10 protein-coding genes, 20 tRNA genes and 4 pseudogenes are annotated in these 18517 nt (G+C 49.0%); 2 read left to right on the forward strand and 32 right to left on the reverse strand.

Annotated features, from left to right (window positions below):
• Nucleotides 1–9: 9 nt before the first annotated feature.
• From oadA to BIT28_RS29265, 29 genes and pseudogenes are all read right to left on the reverse strand, one after another.
• Nucleotides 10–1794, reverse strand: a complete 1785-nt coding sequence (gene oadA, locus BIT28_RS07850) for a sodium-extruding oxaloacetate decarboxylase subunit alpha (RefSeq protein WP_075763078.1) — start codon at nt 1792–1794, stop codon at nt 10–12.
• Nucleotides 1795–1838: 44 nt separating this feature from the next.
• Nucleotides 1839–2090, reverse strand: coding sequence for an oxaloacetate decarboxylase subunit gamma (locus BIT28_RS07855; protein WP_075763079.1), 252 nt, complete (start codon nt 2088–2090; stop codon nt 1839–1841).
• 685 nt (nt 2091–2775) lie between these two features.
• Nucleotides 2776–2852: transfer RNA gene (locus tag BIT28_RS07860), tRNA-Arg, on the reverse strand.
• 95 nt (nt 2853–2947) lie between these two features.
• Nucleotides 2948–3024 (reverse strand) — tRNA-Arg (locus tag BIT28_RS07865).
• Between the two features lie 95 nt (nt 3025–3119).
• Nucleotides 3120–3196: transfer RNA gene (locus tag BIT28_RS07870), tRNA-Arg, on the reverse strand.
• A gap of 53 nt (nt 3197–3249) precedes the next feature.
• Nucleotides 3250–3326, reverse strand: a tRNA-Arg gene (locus tag BIT28_RS07875).
• A 95-nt stretch (nt 3327–3421) separates the two neighbouring features.
• Nucleotides 3422–3498: transfer RNA gene (locus BIT28_RS07880), tRNA-Arg, on the reverse strand.
• A gap of 53 nt (nt 3499–3551) precedes the next feature.
• Nucleotides 3552–3628: transfer RNA gene (locus BIT28_RS07885), tRNA-Arg, on the reverse strand.
• A 95-nt stretch (nt 3629–3723) separates the two neighbouring features.
• Nucleotides 3724–3800 (reverse strand) — tRNA-Arg (locus BIT28_RS07890).
• A gap of 76 nt (nt 3801–3876) precedes the next feature.
• Nucleotides 3877–3953: transfer RNA gene (locus BIT28_RS07895), tRNA-Arg, on the reverse strand.
• Nucleotides 3954–4047: 94 nt separating this feature from the next.
• A tRNA-Arg gene (locus BIT28_RS07900) sits at nt 4048–4124 on the reverse strand.
• Nucleotides 4125–4225: 101 nt separating this feature from the next.
• Nucleotides 4226–4302: transfer RNA gene (locus tag BIT28_RS07905), tRNA-Arg, on the reverse strand.
• A 55-nt stretch (nt 4303–4357) separates the two neighbouring features.
• Nucleotides 4358–4449 (reverse strand) — tRNA-Ser (locus tag BIT28_RS07910).
• Nucleotides 4450–4460: 11 nt separating this feature from the next.
• Nucleotides 4461–4537, reverse strand: a tRNA-Arg gene (locus tag BIT28_RS07915).
• Nucleotides 4538–4593: 56 nt separating this feature from the next.
• Nucleotides 4594–4670 (reverse strand) — tRNA-Arg (locus BIT28_RS07920).
• 48 nt (nt 4671–4718) lie between these two features.
• Nucleotides 4719–4810, reverse strand: a tRNA-Ser gene (locus tag BIT28_RS07925).
• A gap of 11 nt (nt 4811–4821) precedes the next feature.
• Nucleotides 4822–4898: transfer RNA gene (locus BIT28_RS07930), tRNA-Arg, on the reverse strand.
• 56 nt (nt 4899–4954) lie between these two features.
• A tRNA-Arg gene (locus BIT28_RS07935) sits at nt 4955–5031 on the reverse strand.
• A 55-nt stretch (nt 5032–5086) separates the two neighbouring features.
• Nucleotides 5087–5178 (reverse strand) — tRNA-Ser (locus tag BIT28_RS07940).
• 11 nt (nt 5179–5189) lie between these two features.
• A tRNA-Arg gene (locus BIT28_RS07945) sits at nt 5190–5266 on the reverse strand.
• A 52-nt stretch (nt 5267–5318) separates the two neighbouring features.
• Nucleotides 5319–5395 (reverse strand) — tRNA-Arg (locus tag BIT28_RS07950).
• Nucleotides 5396–5416: 21 nt separating this feature from the next.
• Nucleotides 5417–5508, reverse strand: a tRNA-Ser gene (locus BIT28_RS07955).
• A 227-nt stretch (nt 5509–5735) separates the two neighbouring features.
• Nucleotides 5736–5933 carry a carbon storage regulator CsrA gene (gene csrA, locus BIT28_RS07960; RefSeq protein WP_075763080.1) on the reverse strand — a complete coding sequence of 66 codons (198 nt, stop codon included), beginning with the start codon at nt 5931–5933 and terminating at the stop codon, nt 5736–5738.
• A 97-nt stretch (nt 5934–6030) separates the two neighbouring features.
• The gene (locus BIT28_RS07965; RefSeq protein ID WP_083651764.1) at nt 6031–7227 is read right to left on the reverse strand and encodes an aspartate kinase; all 1197 of its coding nucleotides are present in this window, start codon (nt 7225–7227) and stop codon (nt 6031–6033) included.
• A 58-nt stretch (nt 7228–7285) separates the two neighbouring features.
• Nucleotides 7286–9910, reverse strand: coding sequence for an alanine--tRNA ligase (alaS, locus tag BIT28_RS07970; RefSeq protein ID WP_075763081.1), 2625 nt, complete (start codon nt 9908–9910; stop codon nt 7286–7288).
• Nucleotides 9911–10175: 265 nt separating this feature from the next.
• Nucleotides 10176–10637 carry a recombination regulator RecX gene (gene recX, locus BIT28_RS07975; RefSeq protein WP_075763082.1) on the reverse strand — a complete coding sequence of 154 codons (462 nt, stop codon included), beginning with the start codon at nt 10635–10637 and terminating at the stop codon, nt 10176–10178.
• Nucleotides 10638–10722: 85 nt separating this feature from the next.
• Nucleotides 10723–11277 (reverse strand): annotated as a pseudogene (locus BIT28_RS07980) (recombinase RecA family protein); the annotation flags it as partial.
• Between the two features lie 15 nt (nt 11278–11292).
• A pseudogene (locus BIT28_RS07985) lies at nt 11293–11406 on the reverse strand (helix-turn-helix domain-containing protein); the annotation flags it as partial.
• Between the two features lie 184 nt (nt 11407–11590).
• Nucleotides 11591–11744 (reverse strand): annotated as a pseudogene (locus BIT28_RS29265) (IS3 family transposase); the annotation flags it as partial.
• A 466-nt stretch (nt 11745–12210) separates the two neighbouring features.
• Between BIT28_RS29265 and BIT28_RS07990 the strand changes: the two are divergent.
• Nucleotides 12211–13296 carry a hypothetical protein gene (locus tag BIT28_RS07990; RefSeq protein ID WP_139310449.1) on the forward strand — a complete coding sequence of 362 codons (1086 nt, stop codon included), beginning with the start codon at nt 12211–12213 and terminating at the stop codon, nt 13294–13296.
• A 131-nt stretch (nt 13297–13427) separates the two neighbouring features.
• Here the strand turns inward: BIT28_RS07990 and tnpA are convergent.
• The 3 genes and pseudogenes from tnpA to BIT28_RS08005 all read right to left on the reverse strand — a co-directional run bounded on the left by tnpA (nt 13428) and on the right by BIT28_RS08005 (nt 15637).
• Nucleotides 13428–13766: pseudogene (gene tnpA, locus BIT28_RS07995) on the reverse strand (IS200/IS605 family transposase).
• A gap of 201 nt (nt 13767–13967) precedes the next feature.
• Nucleotides 13968–15014, reverse strand: a complete 1047-nt coding sequence (recA, locus tag BIT28_RS08000; protein ID WP_075763084.1) for a recombinase RecA — start codon at nt 15012–15014, stop codon at nt 13968–13970.
• A 131-nt stretch (nt 15015–15145) separates the two neighbouring features.
• Entirely contained in the window at nt 15146–15637 is a 492-nt protein-coding gene (locus BIT28_RS08005; protein WP_075763085.1) for a CinA family protein, read from the reverse strand.
• A gap of 234 nt (nt 15638–15871) precedes the next feature.
• Here BIT28_RS08005 and mutS point away from each other — a divergent pair, with 234 nt between their 5' ends.
• On the forward strand, nt 15872–18409 hold the full coding sequence (gene mutS, locus BIT28_RS08010) for a DNA mismatch repair protein MutS (RefSeq protein ID WP_425439627.1): 2538 nt from the start codon (nt 15872–15874) through the stop codon (nt 18407–18409).
• Nucleotides 18410–18517 lie beyond the last annotated feature (108 nt).

Consider the following 18517-nt stretch of genomic DNA (forward strand, 5'->3'; position numbering starts at 1 on the left):
GGTACCCTCTTACGCCAGGCTCAGGATCGGAGATCCCACCGCTACTGAGTCGCCTTCCTTGACATGCAGATCCTGCACCACACCACTGCGGGCAGCCCTGACCTCAGTCTCCATTTTCATCGCTTCCAGCACAACCAGCACATCACCTTCAGCAACTGTATTGCCCGGCTGAACATTGATTTTGAAAATATTACCGGCCAGCGGTGCCGAGACAGGTTCGGCAGTCCCAGACGCTGCAACCGGAGCCGCCGCCTGAGCAGGGGCCGCAGCAGCAGACGCTATCGCCGAGACTTCACCCGCCGGACCCACTTCGACATCGTAAACCTGACCGTTCACACGTACGCTGTACGACTCGCTGCCGCCAGCAGAGGCAACCGGAGCAGCAGCAGGAGCCGGTGCTTCCTCGGTACCCGGAACTGGCTCGAAAGCCTCTGGGTTATTTCTGTTCTTCAGGAAGTTAAGACCAACCTGAGGGAACAGGGCATACGTCAAGACGTCATCAACCTGATCGGTCGCTAGCGTGATCCCATCCGCTTTGGCCTTGGCCACCAAATCGTCAGTCAGGCTTGCCAGCTCATCCTCGATCAAATCAGCCGGGCGGCAGGTTACCGGCTCGGCACCGTCGAGTACTTTTGCCTGCAGTTCGGCATCCACCGGCGCAGGTGCTGCACCATACTCGCCTTTCAGGACACCCGCCGTTTCCTTGCTGATGCTCTTATAGCGTTCGCCGGTCAATACGTTCAGTACCGCCTGTGTACCGACAATCTGCGACGTCGGCGTTACCAACGGAATAAAACCGAGATCCTTGCGAACGCGCGGGATTTCTTCCAGCACCTCGTCAAAGCGATCCGATGCACCCTGCTCTTTGAGCTGGCTTTCCATATTAGTCAGCATACCGCCCGGTACCTGAGCCAGAAGAATACGGGCATCGACGCCCTTCAGGCTTCCCTCGAACTTGGCGTACTTTTTACGCACATCGCGGAAGTAGCTGGCAATCGGTTCCAGTTGCTGCAGATCCAGGTTCGTATCACGCTCGGTACCTTCCAGCATGGCGATCACGGTTTCCGTCGGAGTGTGACCGTAGGTCTGGCTCATCGACGAAATTGCGGTATCCAGAATATCCAAACCGGCCTCGACCGCTTTCACCGCTGTCGCCGTAGACAGGCCAGTAGTCGCGTGACAGTGCAGCGCCAGTGGTACATCACAGGACGCCTTAATACGTTTGACCAGTTCCTCTGCCTCGTAAGGCTTGAGCAAACCGGACATATCTTTGATACAGATAGAGTGACAGCCCAGATCTTCGAGGCGCTTGGCCAGATCAGTCCAGGTATCCAGGTTATGAACCGGACTGGTGGTATAGGAAATGGTTCCCTGGGCATGGGCACCGACATCAACGGTTGCCTTTACGGCTTTTTCAAAGTTGCGGACATCGTTCATCGCATCGAAGATACGGAACACATCCATACCGTTGGCATGTGCACGCTCGACAAACTTCTCCACGACATCGTCGGCATAATGACGGTAGCCGAGTAGGTTTTGACCACGCAGCAGCATCTGCATCGGTGTTTTCGGCATCGCCTGCTTGAGGGCACGCAGACGCTCCCAAGGGTCTTCGCCCAGATAGCGAATACAGGAATCAAACGTAGCACCACCCCATGTTTCGAGAGACCAGTAACCGACGTTATCCAACTGTTCGGCAATAGGCAGCATATCTTCAATACGCAAACGGGTCGCAAAAAGAGACTGATGGGCATCACGTAACACAACGTCAGTGATCGCTAAAGACTTGGACATGCTCACAAACTCCTTGTAATAAAAATCGTCCTGGAAATCACAAATTATGCATTACGGTTACGATACTGATGTATCGCAGCGGTAATGGCAGCCACGACATCGGACTGAACACCATTGTGATTTGAAGCAACTGTTGATGCAGGCTGTGGCTTTATCGCAGGTAACTCTTCCTTCGGCGCCAGTTTTGCTAACAGTTGGACTAAATAGATCAGGGTGCTGAGAAAAACAAAAACCACGACCATACCGGTGGTCATGATTGTTGCCGCTTCCCATAGCAAACTACCTAAATCTGCCATTATTGCTTCCTTTCATTCATATTGTGATTGGCAAACTAAGAATTATCATGACAAGCCAAAATATGTCAAATTGATTAACAACCGAGACCAAATTACGGTCACTTTGTCTTTTCTTTTTCCAATTTAACCAAAAAATGTTAACTAACGCAGTAATTTATCACAACTGACTGAAAAATAACCAGCTAAAATCATTATCCAGCTCGCAGCAAACTAATAAAAACACTGAGTTATCAAGTTTTCCGGACACTAATATTACGCTTACGTAAACGTAAGCAAAATAATCTGTAATGACGTCTTTTGGGTTAAAGTAATGACATATCAGTTAGTTATAAGAGGTGAGAATTTATTCACGAGCTATTCGATAATTTTGTGGTTATTTCTTATAAATAGACGCGGTTGACAGCAGCATTCACCATAATGAGGCCAGAAGGTCAGCCCTTTGTTACTACATGACTATACCGCGACAGAACACGAGGCATACATGATTTCCATTCGTAAATTCAGTATTGGCTCAAACAGCATAGAAGCGCCGTATCAGAAACAATTACACCTCGCCAGGGGTATATCTTCATACCAATCTGGATAAGTAGTGGTTCAGAGAATTGGGTAGTAATAGGCGATTGTAACCAGCAAGAAGGGAAGGGTAAAAACGAAAAAAGCCCAGCCGAAGCTGAGCTTTAAATAATGGCGCGTCCGGGAGGATTCGAACCTCCGACCGCCTGGTTCGTAGCCAGGTACTCTATCCAGCTGAGCTACGGACGCGCAGGCTTTCTTTACGCTGTTTCTAATGCATATCAGAAGCAGGAAAGAATGATACCGGTTAAAACCCAAACGGTTCTAATTGATACCTAAAATAATGGCGCGCTCGGGAGGATTCGAACCTCCGACCGCCTGGTTCGTAGCCAGGTACTCTATCCAGCTGAGCTACGGACGCGCAGGCTTTCTTTACGCTGTTTCTAATGCATATCAGAAGCAGGAAAGAATGATACCGGTTAAAACCCAAACGGTTCTAATTGATACCTAAAATAATGGCGCGCTCGGGAGGATTCGAACCTCCGACCGCCTGGTTCGTAGCCAGGTACTCTATCCAGCTGAGCTACGAGCGCGCAGGATTTCTTTGTCGCTCTACAACAACATAATGGCTGCTGTAGTCAAAATATGGCGCGTCCGGGAGGATTCGAACCTCCGACCGCCTGGTTCGTAGCCAGGTACTCTATCCAGCTGAGCTACGGACGCGCAGGCTTTCTTTACGCTGTTTCTAATGCATATCAGAAGCAGGAAAGAATGATACCGGTTAAAACCCAAACGGTTCTAATTGATACCTAAAATAATGGCGCGCTCGGGAGGATTCGAACCTCCGACCGCCTGGTTCGTAGCCAGGTACTCTATCCAGCTGAGCTACGAGCGCGCAGGATTTCTTTGTCGCTCTACAACAACATAATGGCTGCTGTAGTCAAAATATGGCGCGTCCGGGAGGATTCGAACCTCCGACCGCCTGGTTCGTAGCCAGGTACTCTATCCAGCTGAGCTACGGGCGCGCAGGATTTCTTTGCGCTGTTTCTGATACATATCAGGAACAGGAAAGAATGATATCCGTTAAAACCCACACGGTTCCAACTGATACCTTATATAATGGCGCGCTCGGGAGGATTCGAACCTCCGACCGCCTGGTTCGTAGCCAGGTACTCTATCCAGCTGAGCTACGAGCGCGCAGGAATTGCTTTATACCGAATCGTCAATCCGATTCGGTTATCAATAAGTAACATTCCATGATACTTAGAAAATATGGCGCGTCCGGGAGGATTCGAACCTCCGACCGCCTGGTTCGTAGCCAGGTACTCTATCCAGCTGAGCTACGGACGCGCAGGCTTTCTTTGCTCTGTCTCTGAACAATATCAGGACAGGAAAGAATGATACCCGTTAAAACCGAAACGGTTCCAACCGATATCGAGAAGAATGGCGCGCTCGGGAGGATTCGAACCTCCGACCGCCTGGTTCGTAGCCAGGTACTCTATCCAGCTGAGCTACGAGCGCGCAGAAATCTTTGTAAACCGAAACCAAATAAAGGCTCCAGTTATTGTCAGTAACAGTCCGTTGGTACTTAAAAACCATACCTTAATCATCTCAAAAAGAGATGGCGCGTCCGGGAGGATTCGAACCTCCGACCGCCTGGTTCGTAGCCAGGTACTCTATCCAGCTGAGCTACGGGCGCGCAGGTTTTCATATTCAAAGAACTAAGACTAACTTACTTCAAAGAAGAGAAAGAATGGCGGTGAAGGAGGGATTCGAACCCTCGATACGGGATAAACCGTATACTCCCTTAGCAGGGGAGCGCCTTCAGCCTCTCGGCCACCTCACCACACAAATTAATGGCGCGCTCGGGAGGATTCGAACCTCCGACCGCCTGGTTCGTAGCCAGGTACTCTATCCAGCTGAGCTACGAGCGCACACTTAATTCGGTTTTACTGCACCGTATCTATTTCGATACCATGCTTTTCAATAATGGCGCGTCCGGGAGGATTCGAACCTCCGACCGCCTGGTTCGTAGCCAGGTACTCTATCCAGCTGAGCTACGGACGCACAGGCTTTCTTTGCTCACTCCTGATAAATTTCAGGAACGAGAAAGAATGGCGGTGAAGGAGGGATTCGAACCCTCGATACGGGATAAACCGTATACTCCCTTAGCAGGGGAGCGCCTTCAGCCTCTCGGCCACCTCACCACACAAATTAATGGCGCGCTCGGGAGGATTCGAACCTCCGACCGCCTGGTTCGTAGCCAGGTACTCTATCCAGCTGAGCTACGAGCGCACACTTAATTCGGTTTTACTGCACCGTATCTATTTCGATACCATGCTTTTCAATAATGGCGCGTCCGGGAGGATTCGAACCTCCGACCGCCTGGTTCGTAGCCAGGTACTCTATCCAGCTGAGCTACGGACGCACAGGTTTTCTTATTCAAAGAACTAAGACTAACTTACTTCAAAGAAGAGAAAGAATGGCGGTGAAGGAGGGATTCGAACCCTCGATACGGGATAAACCGTATACTCCCTTAGCAGGGGAGCGCCTTCAGCCTCTCGGCCACCTCACCACACAAATTAATGGCGCGCTCGGGAGGATTCGAACCTCCGACCGCCTGGTTCGTAGCCAGGTACTCTATCCAGCTGAGCTACGAGCGCACACTAATATCTTTTTATCAATACCGCCAACTTGGGCCATATTGTGAATAACTGGCGCGTCCGGGAGGATTCGAACCTCCGACCGCCTGGTTCGTAGCCAGGTACTCTATCCAGCTGAGCTACGGACGCGCAGATAATCATTGCAAGAAATGGCGGTGAAGGAGGGATTCGAACCCTCGATACGGGATAAACCGTATACTCCCTTAGCAGGGGAGCGCCTTCAGCCTCTCGGCCACCTCACCGTCTTGCGGGGGCTCATATTACTGCTAGCCGAAAATAAGTCAAACACTTTATCGTCAAAAAACGACATTCACGGCGCAGGTGCACACTTAATAGCCAACAAGACAATTAAACCTGCGTAAACGCAATAGTATCTTGTCTTTTTTCAAATAAATGGCGCAATGAGCCAAATAGATCCGGGCATATTCCAGAGACAAAAAAGGCCAGCAATAGACTGACCTTTTTCGATTTAGAAGTTACCAGAACCCTGAGAGCCGGTTTCTTTTTCCGCTTGAATTCGCATGTAGATTTCTTCACGGTGAACAGATACTTCCTTTGGCGCGTTAACACCAATGCGAACCTGATTCCCTTTAACGCCAAGTACAGTAACAGTCACTTCGTCACCGATCATTAGCGTCTCACCTACGCGACGTGTCAAAATTAGCATTCGTGTGCTCCTTGAGTAATCTCAGTCTATTAAGAGTTAAAGTTTATTATCCAACAATATTTATGCCTCCGGTCACGAAGGCATAAATGGTCACTGCTCAAGAAACAGCGAGAAGTGATCGATTATCCAGACTTTCTGGCTCAACCACAAACCTTTTGTGGACGATATCTACAGCTAATTGATGATCATCCTCATTTATCAACAAAGAAAGACAATGAGTCGACCGTTTATTTTGGCGCACGCGGATGCCAGCTTCCGCCAGCACGGCACAGATATTATCTGCCAGATCAGAGACATCCTCCCCAATAACGGATAGGGTCGACACCGTCGCGATCGGGTGCATTTTATTACCCAGCACGAGCTTTAATCGTGCCAAATCTTCATTTGCTGTAACAATTTGTGTTGAATCAGCAGCAACGGCCTTACACCAACACTGCATGCCGAACAGGTTTAGCTGCTCCTGCAACTCAGGCAGAGGCATATCGACATCAAGCAGCGTCTGCTGATTCTTTAGCGCTACCCCCACAACATTCGCTGCGGCAGAGGAATCAAAACTAACCAGCGTCCCCTTCCCCTCTTCGAACGAAGACAGGACCCTCAGTGGGACTCTATGCTGTCGAGCATATTCAACTGACTGTAATTGTAGCACTTTCGCACCGTTTCGCGCCATGGATGTCATATCATCAAAATGAACGACATCCAGGCGTCGAGCTTGCGGTACGAGCCGCGGATCGCACGTATAGACGCCGTCCACATCGGTGAAAATCTGACATTCGTCTGCGCGTAAAGCACCTGCCAGTGCAACTGCCGTGGTATCTGAGCCCCCACGGCCAAGGGTGGTTATATCCCTTTCATCATTAATGCCTTGAAAACCAGCAACTATCACTATCTGGTCTTGTTCGAGCAATTGCTGAATGTAGCTAGGGTCAATATCAGTGATCTTCGCATCATTGTGCTGACAGCTGGTTTTAATCCCTGCCTGCCAACCCGTTAGCGATATCGCTTTATGCCCCAGCCTGTTCAACATCATTGCGAGCAAAGCCATAGAGACTTGTTCACCCGCTGACAAGAGAACGTCAAGTTCTCGCTCTGCAGGCACAGCATCAACTTGCTGTGCAAGGCCTAGTAGACGATTTGTCTCACCAGACATGGCAGAAACAACCACGACCAGTTGCTTGCCCTCTTCTTTAGCTTTAATGACTCGCTCGGCGACAGCCTGGATACGCTCTATCGAACCTACAGACGTACCACCAAACTTTTGCACTATTAGCGAATTACGCGCAATCTGCGTCACTTTACTTCACCTTCCTGGGGCTAATACCCCGTTACCTAACTTTTTGATAAAGAGCGCCTTACAGGCGCTCAGCGATCCATGCTTGTGCCGACTCTAGCGCAGCTGGCAATGCACTTGCATCCGTACCGCCAGCCTGTGCCATATCCGGGCGACCGCCACCTTTACCACCAACTTGCAGGGCGACCATGTTAACAAGCTCACCGGCCTTCACTTTACCGACAAGATCCTTGGTAACACCTGCAATCAAACCAACTTTGTCACCATTGACGTTACCCAATACCACGATACCGCTGCCCATCTGGTTTTTCAGCTCATCAACCATACCGCGCAGGGCTTTGTTGTCAGCGCCGTCTAGCTTGGAAATCAAGACTTTGACACCGTTGATTTCTTGCGCCTGATTGATAAGACCGGCACTTTCCTGCGCTGCCAGCTTATCTTTCAGTTGCTGAATTTCTTTCTCTAGCTGCTTGCTATGTGCAACCAGTGCACTTACTTTGGTTGCTACTGATGCCGCATCAGACTTCACCAGCGTCGCTGTTTCAGACAGCAGCGCTTCTTGCTTGTGCAGTGCCTCGATAGCTGCTTCACCCGTTACCGCTTCAATACGGCGGATACCGGCGGCGATACCACCTTCAGAGACAATTTTGAACAGGCCGATATCACCGGTGTTGTTGGCGTGAATACCGCCACACAGCTCGGTCGAGAACTCGCCCATGCTCAGTACGCGAACTTCATCGTCGTACTTCTCGCCAAACAGTGCCATCGCACCTTTTTCTTTCGCCGCCTCGATATCCATAATGTTGGTATCGATAGAATGGTTCAGGCGGATCTGCTCGTTCACAACACGCTCGATTTCACGAAGCTGCTCAGGCTTCACGGCTTCCAGGTTCGAGAAGTCAAAACGCAAGGACTCAGGCTTAACCAGCGAGCCCTTCTGCGCAACATGCTCGCCCAGAAGATTGCGAAGTGCCGCATGCAACAGGTGCGTTGCCGAGTGGTTCAGGCTGATTGCCGCGCGACGCGCCGCATCGACTGTCGCAGTCAGCTTGTCGCCCACTTTCAGCGCACCTTCCGCCAGCGTCCCTTTGTGGCCGATAGCATCACCGAACTTCTGGGTATCAGCTACGTCAAACTGGATACCAGCCGCTGTCATGACGCCGGTATCACCGCACTGACCACCTGATTCGGCATAGAAAGGCGTATTGTTCATCACCACCAGCGCTTCTTCACCGGCACTGATGCTATCCACGGCTTCGCCGCCGCGATACAGAGCAACCACCTCGCCTTCACCGTCGGTACCTGTGTAACCACAGAACTCGGTGCTGGCGTCAACCTTAATCGCTTCGTTATAGTCAACACCGAACTGACCCGCTTCACGGGCACGCTGGCGCTGGGCTTCCATTGCATTGTTGAAGCCTTCTTCATCGATAGAGAAGCCACGCTCACGAGCAACGTCGTTGGTCAAATCAGCCGGGAAGCCATAGGTGTCATACAGCTTGAATACTGTCTCGCCGTCCAGCACTTTGCCGTCTAGGCTATCGAGCGCGTCGTTCAAAATTGTCATACCACGGTCAAGAGTACGGCCGAAGTTATCTTCCTCGATCTTAAGAACCTTCTCGACCATCGCCTGCTGTTTCTTCAGTTCTTCACCGGCTGTACCCATGATCTCTGCCAGCGGCCCAACAAGCTTGTAGAAGAAAGCACCTTGGGCACCTAGCTTGTTACCATGACGAACGGCACGACGGATAATACGACGCAGTACATAACCACGACCTTCATTTGACGGCATTACACCATCGACAATCAGGTAGGCACATGAACGGATATGGTCAGCAACCACACGTAGCGACTGGTTCGATAGGTCTTCGTAGCCAATCACATCGGCGGCTTTTTTGATAAGGGTCTGGAAAATATCAATCTCGTAGTTCGAGTGAACGCCCTGCATGATCGCCGCAATACGCTCGATACCCATACCGGTATCAACTGACGGCTTAGGCAGTGGCTCCATGGTACCGTCGGCTTGACGGTTGAACTGCATGAATACGTTATTCCAGATCTCAATGAAACGGTCACCGTCTTCTTCCGGAGTGCCCGGACGGCCGCCCCAGATGTGCTCGCCGTGATCGTAAAAGATTTCGGTACACGGACCACAAGGACCGGTGTCACCCATCTGCCAGAAGTTGTCTGACTCGTATGGCTTGCCCCCCTTCTTATCGCCGATACGTACGATACGATCCGCCGGGATACCCATCTCTTTGTTCCAGATGTCGAATGCCTCGTCATCGGTCTCGTAGACAGTCACCAGCAGGCGGTCCTGAGGAAGCTTAAGCACGTCGGTCAGAAATTCCCACGCGTACTTGATCGCGTCTTGTTTGAAGTAGTCACCGAAGCTGAAGTTACCCAGCATTTCGAAAAAAGTATGGTGACGGGCGGTAAAGCCGACGTTTTCTAGGTCATTGTGCTTACCACCGGCACGTACACAGCGCTGAGCTGTTGTCGCTCGAGTGTAGCTGCGCTTTTCCAGACCTAAAAATGTATCTTTAAATTGGTTCATACCTGCGTTGGTAAACAACAGTGTTGGGTCGTTAGCAGGTACAAGAGAAGAGCTTTCTACGATCTGGTGACCTTTGCTCTCAAAAAACGCAAGAAACGCACGGCGAATCTCATCAGTGCTCATGTACATTGGCAAATCCTGAATAAATGCTTTTATAAACCGAAAAATCGCACTTAAGCGATGATGTAACTGCTTTGAATATGCATCCGGGCCACACGGCTCGACGCTTATGTCAGCAGGCTTTAATCGAACTAAGATAAATTCTTTGGGGGCTATTGTAAAACAACGGCAGGCGCTACGGGAAATGTTATGTTAAGAATTAACGGAATTTATATAGGGCAGTGCTGCCAAGCCAGACATGTTGGCAGCAAGAGGCTAGTTGAGACTGGTGAGATTATTCGTCGTCATCGGTATCCAGCGCGTATTTGATCTGCTCGAAATCAAAGCCGCGGTACTGCATAAAGCGAAAACGGCGAGCTTTTTCCTTGGGGGTGTCCATCTCGCTATTACCGAACTTGCGCCGGGCGACATCACGGGCTTGCTCATACCAGTCCGTATCATTTTCTTCGAAGATCTGGCTGACAATGGTACCGTGCACCCCCTTCATCTTCATTTCCTGCTTGATCCGCAGCTCCCCCCATCCCTTGGCAATGCCGCTGCGCATCATCATGCCCGCATAGCGAGCATCATCAAGCCAGTTGTAATCCTGACAAAAATCAATCGCCTCGGTAATATCCGACTCGCAATAGCCACGCGTCTTTAATTTCTGTCGCAGCTCTTTCTCGGCATGGTCCCGGCGTGACAGATAACCGATGGCCGCCTCTTTGGCGCTTTGCTTTGGTGTTTGCTTTTTCATTGCTCTCAGGCCTTACATAGACAAAACGGGCCGAGTACTCGCGTACCGGGCCCGTCGCTGTCAAGATTCTAGATGATCAGAGTGTTTAGAATGCCTGATCTTTCTCAGCATCTTTCTCTTCTGCCGCATCTTCCTGTTCGACTGGTGTCGTTAGCAGTAGTTCACGCAGCTTCTTGTCAAGCTCTTCGGCAATCTCTGGGTGCTCAGCCAGGAACTTACAGGCATTTGCCTTACCCTGGCCAATCTTGTCACCCTGATAACTGTACCAGACACCCGCCTTTTCGACCATCTTGTTCTTCACGCCAAGGTCAATCAGCTCGCCCAGGCGGTTAAAGCCCTGACCGTAAAGGATTTGGGTTTCAGCCTGCTTGAACGGGGCAGCAATCTTGTTCTTAACAACCTTAATACGCGTTTCGTTACCCACAACTTCGTCACCGTCTTTGATGGCATCGGTACGACGGATATCAAGACGAACAGAAACGTAGAACTTCAGGTCATTACCACCTGTAGTCGTTTCCGGGTTACCGAACATCAAACCAATCTTCATACGGTTCTGGTTGATGAAGATACACATATAGCTTGATGCTTTCAGGTTACCGGTGATCTTACTCATCGCCTGCGACAGCATTCGTGCCTGCAAGTTCTATTGAGTTATCCACTTACGAAGTGTTGGCCTTGAGATTCCACAACGACGGCAAATCAAGCCTGCATCACCGCATTCTTGGTAGAGTTTTACCCACTGTAATCTTTGTTGAATTTCTCTGTCCATAGACACCCAGTATAGTGAAAGTTTGTCTATGAATCAAATACTTATTGGATTTCGCTCTCAAAATACCCCAGTGCGTATTCCGGCCCATACTGAACACTCACTCCAGTTCAATGTGAACACCTATTATCGAAGTTAAGTATTAACTTTCAGCTGAGGGAATAAGAGCTCAACTTCACCTGAATATATACAAGTCAATAATTACAACAAGATAAAAATAAAGCCAGATCTCACTTGTCATCAAGTAGGTGATATCACCAACCAGCTTATGATTCGCATCAGTGCACAGCAATAAAATATTGTTCTAAAAGATTAATCGCAACGAGCAATAAATGGCTACTTGTTATCCAGCAATCACTGTGCACAATGCCCAAAATAAGACTTCAAACAGGCAATAAGTAACTTTTGCGCTTTGACGTTGATAATTATTGTTTAAAAATGTTCTTTGAAGCGTTAAATATACATAGGGTTCTCATGAAAAAGAGAGTATATAATTGCAACTAAATGTGAACGTTAATTTGATCATGCTTTAGCTAAAAAATATTCAACATATCACTCTACCCTTCAAACAATTAATAAATTATAAATATAAAGTATTTTTACCAATCACATTAATGATAAAATTTTGACGTGATAAAATTCGCATCTAAAACACAACAAACTGCAATATAACATTAAATTCTCTCTTCTTATTTTTATAGCCTTAGTTAATGAATCAGTTCCATGTTAGCATTCACAACTCTTATAAAAAGTGATAACCTAAAAGTTTAGTTAATGTTATTTAATATAAATGAGGACTGCTGTTATATGAAGACAAAGAAAATGAAAGTATTTCTTCATGCTGGTTTGCATAAAACTGGTAGTACAGCCATACAAAGCTATTTAAAACTCAATAATGACGAGCTTAAGTATAATAATATCTATTATGACAATGAACTATCAGGTAGAAGTCAAGTAGACATTAATTTCTGTATTGATATGGATAGAAACATAAGAGAAGCTTATAGTTTGGGAGCAGTAAATTATATCATTAGTAATGAAAGGCTTTTGGGAACTCCAAGGAATGGATATAATACAGCCAAAGATAATGCTACTTTAATAGTAAACACTCTGCAGTCAATTGATTTTGTTGAATTCGAACTGATCATTTTTGTTCGGCGTCAAGACGATTTTTTCAAATCATCTTACATTCAACAAATAAAACAAGGGGAATCTTTATCTTTTGATGAATACTTTAACAAAAAAGTAATAGATTCTTTTGATTGGTTGGAGTTATACAGAATTCTGCATATTATATTTGATGGTCGAATTAACTTCCTGGAATATTCAAATAAATTTGAATATAATCCTCACCACATCTACAATGAAGCAGATAGAGTATTTGAACTCCCAAGTGAACTAACTAGAGAGAATAAAAACTTCAATCCATCTTATGGTGATTTGGCATTAAATATCGCTCTACAATTTAATCAAAAATTTAATGGTAAGGAAAAAAACAGAAACAAATGGTTAAGAGAAATATTACAACGTGAACTAAACAACGTTAATACATCGAAAGTTCACATTATAGATAATTCTCGTTTGTTAGAAATAACAAAAAGATATAAGGCTAGTAATATGGAACTCGCAAAAATGCTTGGGTTCAGTGACACGTTTTATTGTTTTGATGATTTAGACAAGCTCCCTGAAATATATAATGATCAAATAATAATGAATGCCGCCATATTGAATGAGTTGCTAAATTCCAAACAAGAAATAGCACAACTAAAAAAATCCATTAAAAACATGGACTTAGAATTAAAGGCATTGAAATCTGTTTGTAATAATAAAAACAAGCCGAAAGAAAAATTAATCAAAAAGATTAAGAGCTTGTTTTTGAAAACAAAGAGATAGTATACAAATCATATTATTACAGCCTATATACATAATGAAGTTCCTTTTAACCAAAAATAATTAGGTCAATATAATAATCTACGATTGTAAAGATCCACCTTCTAAAGAAGGTGGCTTTGCATGAGCCTCCTCTAAGGGAGCCTTTGTTTAATTCCCTGTTCTTGACGCTCAGCATTATCCTGGTGCCTTACATATCGTCGAATTATTTCTTCATTGATTCCAACGCTATCGAAAAAACAGCCTTTATGCCAAAAGTGATTTCCCCACAATTTATTCTTCCTTAAGCACGGGAACTTACTAAATATCTTCAAGGCTATTTTGCCTTTCAACACCCCCATTAACTTGGATATTGATAACTCTGGCGGCACCTTCACTACTAGGTGTACATGGTCAACTTGAACGTTCAATTCAACGACTTCACATCCAGTTTATTTCAAAATCCTAAAGCGATACTTAGGTGTCCATACTATGTGATATTGACATCTCCAATAAACGTGGGAAGCTTGGTTATTTGTCCTCTCTGACTTCGCTAAAAATCAAGGGAACATTTAGCATGGGTAGAACTTCAGGCAAAGCCTCGCAGGATAATAACCACCTACTGAAGTAGGTGGTTTAGGGCTGAAAATAAAAAAACCCAGTTAAAAACTGGGCTATAAGTAAACGAATATTATTTAGAAGGCTTGATCTTCTTCAGTGTCAATCTTCTCTACAACTTCATCATTCTGAGGAGCTGTATTTAACAACAATTCACGCAGCTTCTTGTCAAGCTCTTCGGCAATCTCTGGGTGCTCAGCCAGGAACTTACAGGCATTTGCCTTACCCTGGCCAATCTTGTCACCCTGATAGCTGTACCAGGCACCCGCCTTCTCAACCATCTTGTTCTTCACGCCAAGGTCAACCAGCTCGCCCAAGCGGTTAAAGCCCTGACCATAAAGGATTTGGGTTTCAGCCTGCTTGAACGGGGCAGCGATTTTGTTCTTAACAACCTTGATACGCGTTTCGTTACCCACAACTTCGTCACCGTCTTTGATGGCACCGGTACGGCGGATATCAAGACGAACAGAAGCGTAGAACTTCAGGGCATTACCACCTGTAGTCGTTTCCGGGTTACCGAACATCACACCAATCTTCATACGGATCTGGTTGATGAAGATACACATACAGTTTGATGCTTTCAGGTTACCGGTGATCTTACGCATCGCCTGCGACAACATACGAGCCTGCAAGCCCATGTGGCTGTCACCCATCTCACCTTCAATTTCGGCTTTTGGTGTCAGGGCGGCAACGGAGTCGACGACCAGAATATCAACCGCGCCTGAACGTGCCAGCGCATCTGCAATTTCCAGTGCCTGCTCACCGGTATCTGGCTGAGACACCAGCAGATTATCGATGTCCACACCCAACTTCTGGGCATAGATTGGATCAAGGGCGTGCTCGGCATCGATGAATGCACATGTCTTGCCCTGCTTTTGGGCCGCGGCAATCACTTCAAGCGTCAGTGTCGTCTTACCAGATGATTCAGGACCATAGATTTCAACGATACGTCCCATTGGTAAGCCGCCTGCGCCCAGCGCGATATCAAGCGACAGGGAGCCAGTCGAAACCGTTTCAATATCCATGGTACGGTTATCGCCCAGCTTCATGATGGAACCTTTACCGAACTGCTTTTCAATCTGGCCTAACGCTGCGGCAAGAGCCTTCTGTTTGTTGTCGTCCATTCGACTCTCCAACGGATGCTTAAATTAAGTACTGATAATGATGATTAGTATACTGTCTATTCATACAGTGTCTAGCACTGTATGAAAATTTTTTTGCCCGGTGCCACTCTCACGCTGACGTCATTCTTCGCTCAGCCCAGCAGCCGCAGGCGTTGCAACATACCTGACAGGGCTTTTTGGCAAGCTTGCTGTCTTACCGCATTGCGATCACCATCAAAAAAACAGGTTTCGCACTGTATCCAGCCGGAGGTATCCGCCCAGGCAAAACACACCGTGCCGACCGGCTTATCTGGCGTCCCTCCTCCCGGACCGGCAATACCGCTAATTGCCACACTGATCGTCGCAGCAGAATTTCTCAACGCGCCCAGTGCCATCTGCTCGGCGACAGGCTCGCTCACTGCGCCATTCGCTTCAAGCACGTCACTTCCAACACCGAGCATCTGCTGCTTCGCTTCATTGCTGTAGGTAATAAACGCACGATCAAACCAAGCTGAGCTACCGGCAATATCAGTAATAGCTGCAGAGACACCGCCACCGGTGCAGGACTCTGCCGTGGTGGCGACGCCCCCGTGCCGGCTCAGAGCCGTACCAAGTTCCCGAGACAATTGCTGGATATCCGTCATCGCTTCCTCCCGTCGATTATTCCAGCCCAACCATACTCTGCCACGCCTTCGGCGGCAACTCTACCCAGCCTTCAGCGGCAAGGAAATTGTTCGCAAGAGAACCAATTGCGACTTTGCTCCCTGAACCGATTCACGTATCCTTAGCCTCCAGAAATTTACCCGGTACGTTTTCAATTCCGGCATCAATAAGCAGGCAATATCGTGACAGTAAAAGGTTTAGAAAAGCACACCCCCATGATGCAGCAATTTTTGAGGATCAAGGCAGAAAACCCTGATGTTCTGCTGTTCTATCGTATGGGCGACTTCTACGAACTATTTTTTGACGACGCCAAACAGGCCTCTCAACTACTGGATATTTCCCTGACTAAACGCGGCTCCTCCAACGGCCAGCCGATCCCGATGGCCGGTGTCCCCTACCATGCGGTCGAAGGCTATCTCGCCAAGCTGGTCCAGCAGGGCGTATCGGTGGCGATCTGCGAGCAAATCGGCGATCCGGCCACCAGCAAAGGACCGGTCGAGCGCCAGGTGGTGCGTATCGTGACACCGGGTACGGTCAGTGACGAGGCGCTGCTCAATGAACGCCATGACAACCTGATTGCGGCGATTTACCAGAATAACGACGGGTTCGGCTATGCCACGCTGGATATTACCTCCGGCCGCTTTATGCTGACCGAACCTGAAACCGAAGAAGCCATGCAGGCCGAGCTGCAACGTACCAGCCCTGCCGAGTTGCTCTACCCTGAGGATTTTGCACTGCCGGGCCTGCTGCAGTCGCAGAAAGGCACCCGCCGCCGTCCGGTCTGGGAGTTCGATTTGGACACCGCACGCCAGCAACTAACCATGCAGTTCGGTACCCGCGATCTGGTCGGCTTCGGGGTCGAAACAGCCGAACGTGGCCTGTGCGCTGCCGGCTGTCTGCTGCAGTATGTCAAAGATACCCAGCGTACCGCGCTACCGCATATCCGCGCGATCACTCAGGACACCAAAGATCATGCTGTTATCTTAGATGCAGCTACCCGCCGCAACCTGGAACTGACCCAGAACCTGGCTGGCGGGTTTGACAACACACTGGCCTCGGTACTGGATCAGACCGCGACCCCAATGGGAAGCCGATTGCTCAAGCGCTGGCTGCACCAACCGATCCGCGATCCGCAGCAGCTCAATAACCGCTTTGATGCCATCGCCGCCTTTAAGGATACCGGTTTCTTTACCGATCTAGCCGGTGTCCTGCGCCACATGGGCGATCTGGAACGTATTCTGGCTCGCCTGGCCCTGCGCTCAGCCCGCCCGCGAGACCTGGCACGCATGCGCACCGCCCTGCAGCATCTCCCTGAGCTGGCTGAACTGCTGGCAGAAATCAACCAGCCACGGATCGGCGAGCTGGCCCATTCAGCCGCACCGATGGACGAGCTGTGCGAGCTACTTGAGCGGGCGATTATCGAAAACCCACCAGTGGTGATCCGCGACGGCGGAGTGCTGGCACCGGGCTATAACGCCGAACTTGATGAATGGCGCGATCTGGCTGACGGCGCATCAAAATACCTTGATGAGCTTGAGGCCCGCGAGCGTGAACACCATGATATTGACAGCCTGAAAGTTGGCTTCAACCAGGTCCACGGCTTCTTTATTCAGGTCAGCCGCGGCCAGAGCCATCTGGTACCGAGCCATTATGTACGCCGCCAGACACTGAAAAATGCCGAACGCTATATCATTCCCGAGCTCAAGGAGCACGAGGACAAGGTACTGAACTCCAAGTCCAAGGCGTTAGGACTAGAGAAAAAGCTGTGGGAAGAGCTGTTTGACTTGCTGCTGCCTCACCTGGAGCAACTGCAAAATGCTGCCAATGCCCTGTCTGAGCTCGACGTGCTGGCCAACCTGGCCGAACGGGCCGATACCCTAAACTACTGCCGTCCGGAGCTCACCACTGAAACCGGGGTTGAGATCAATGCCGGCCGTCACCCTGTGGTCGAGCAAGTCCTGAGCGAACCATTTATCGCCAACCCGATTTCCCTGCATCATGATCGCCGGATGCTGATCATTACCGGTCCGAACATGGGCGGTAAGTCGACCTATATGCGCCAGACGGCACTGATCGCCCTGATGGCGCATGTCGGATCGTTTGTTCCGGCCGAGTCGGTGAAAATGGGGCCGCTGGATCGCATTTTTACCCGTATCGGTGCCTCGGACGATCTTGCCTCCGGTCGCTCAACCTTCATGGTGGAAATGACCGAAACCGCAAACATCCTCCACAATGCAACCCAGCATAGTCTGGTATTGATGGATGAAATCGGTCGCGGTACCAGTACCTACGACGGCCTGTCACTAGCCTGGGCCAGTGCCGAGTGGCTAGCCGAGAAAATTGCGGCCATGACCCTGTTTGCAACCCACTACTTCGAACTGACCGAGCTGCCGTCGATGATGGAAGGACTGGCCAATGTCCACCTGGATGCTGTCGAGCACGGCGACGAGATCGCCTTTATGCATGCCGTACAGGAAGGCGCTGCCAGCAAGTCTTACGGTCTGGCAGTTGCCAGCCTGGCCGGTGTACCGAAGTCCGTGATCAAGCGTGCGAAGATCAAGCTTCAGCAACTGGAGGCCAGCGGTCACCAGCAGGCGAGCGCTCCAGCCAGCATCGCGCCCAAAGCCGAACAGCAACTGAGCCTGATCCCCGAACCGAGTGAGGTGGAAGAGGCGCTGGCGAACGTCAATCCTGACGATATGACCCCGCGTCAGGCACTGGAAGAGCTCTATCGCCTGAAGGCTCTGCTATAACAGAGCAACACCAGGAACGAAAAAGGACGCATCATGCGTCCTTTTTCATTCTATATATCTGTAAGCCAAACTAGGTATCGTACTCAATAGGTATATCGGCTTACATGA

This window comes from Photobacterium proteolyticum (assembly GCF_001939735.1).
Lineage (GTDB): Bacteria > Pseudomonadota > Gammaproteobacteria > Enterobacterales > Vibrionaceae > Photobacterium > Photobacterium proteolyticum.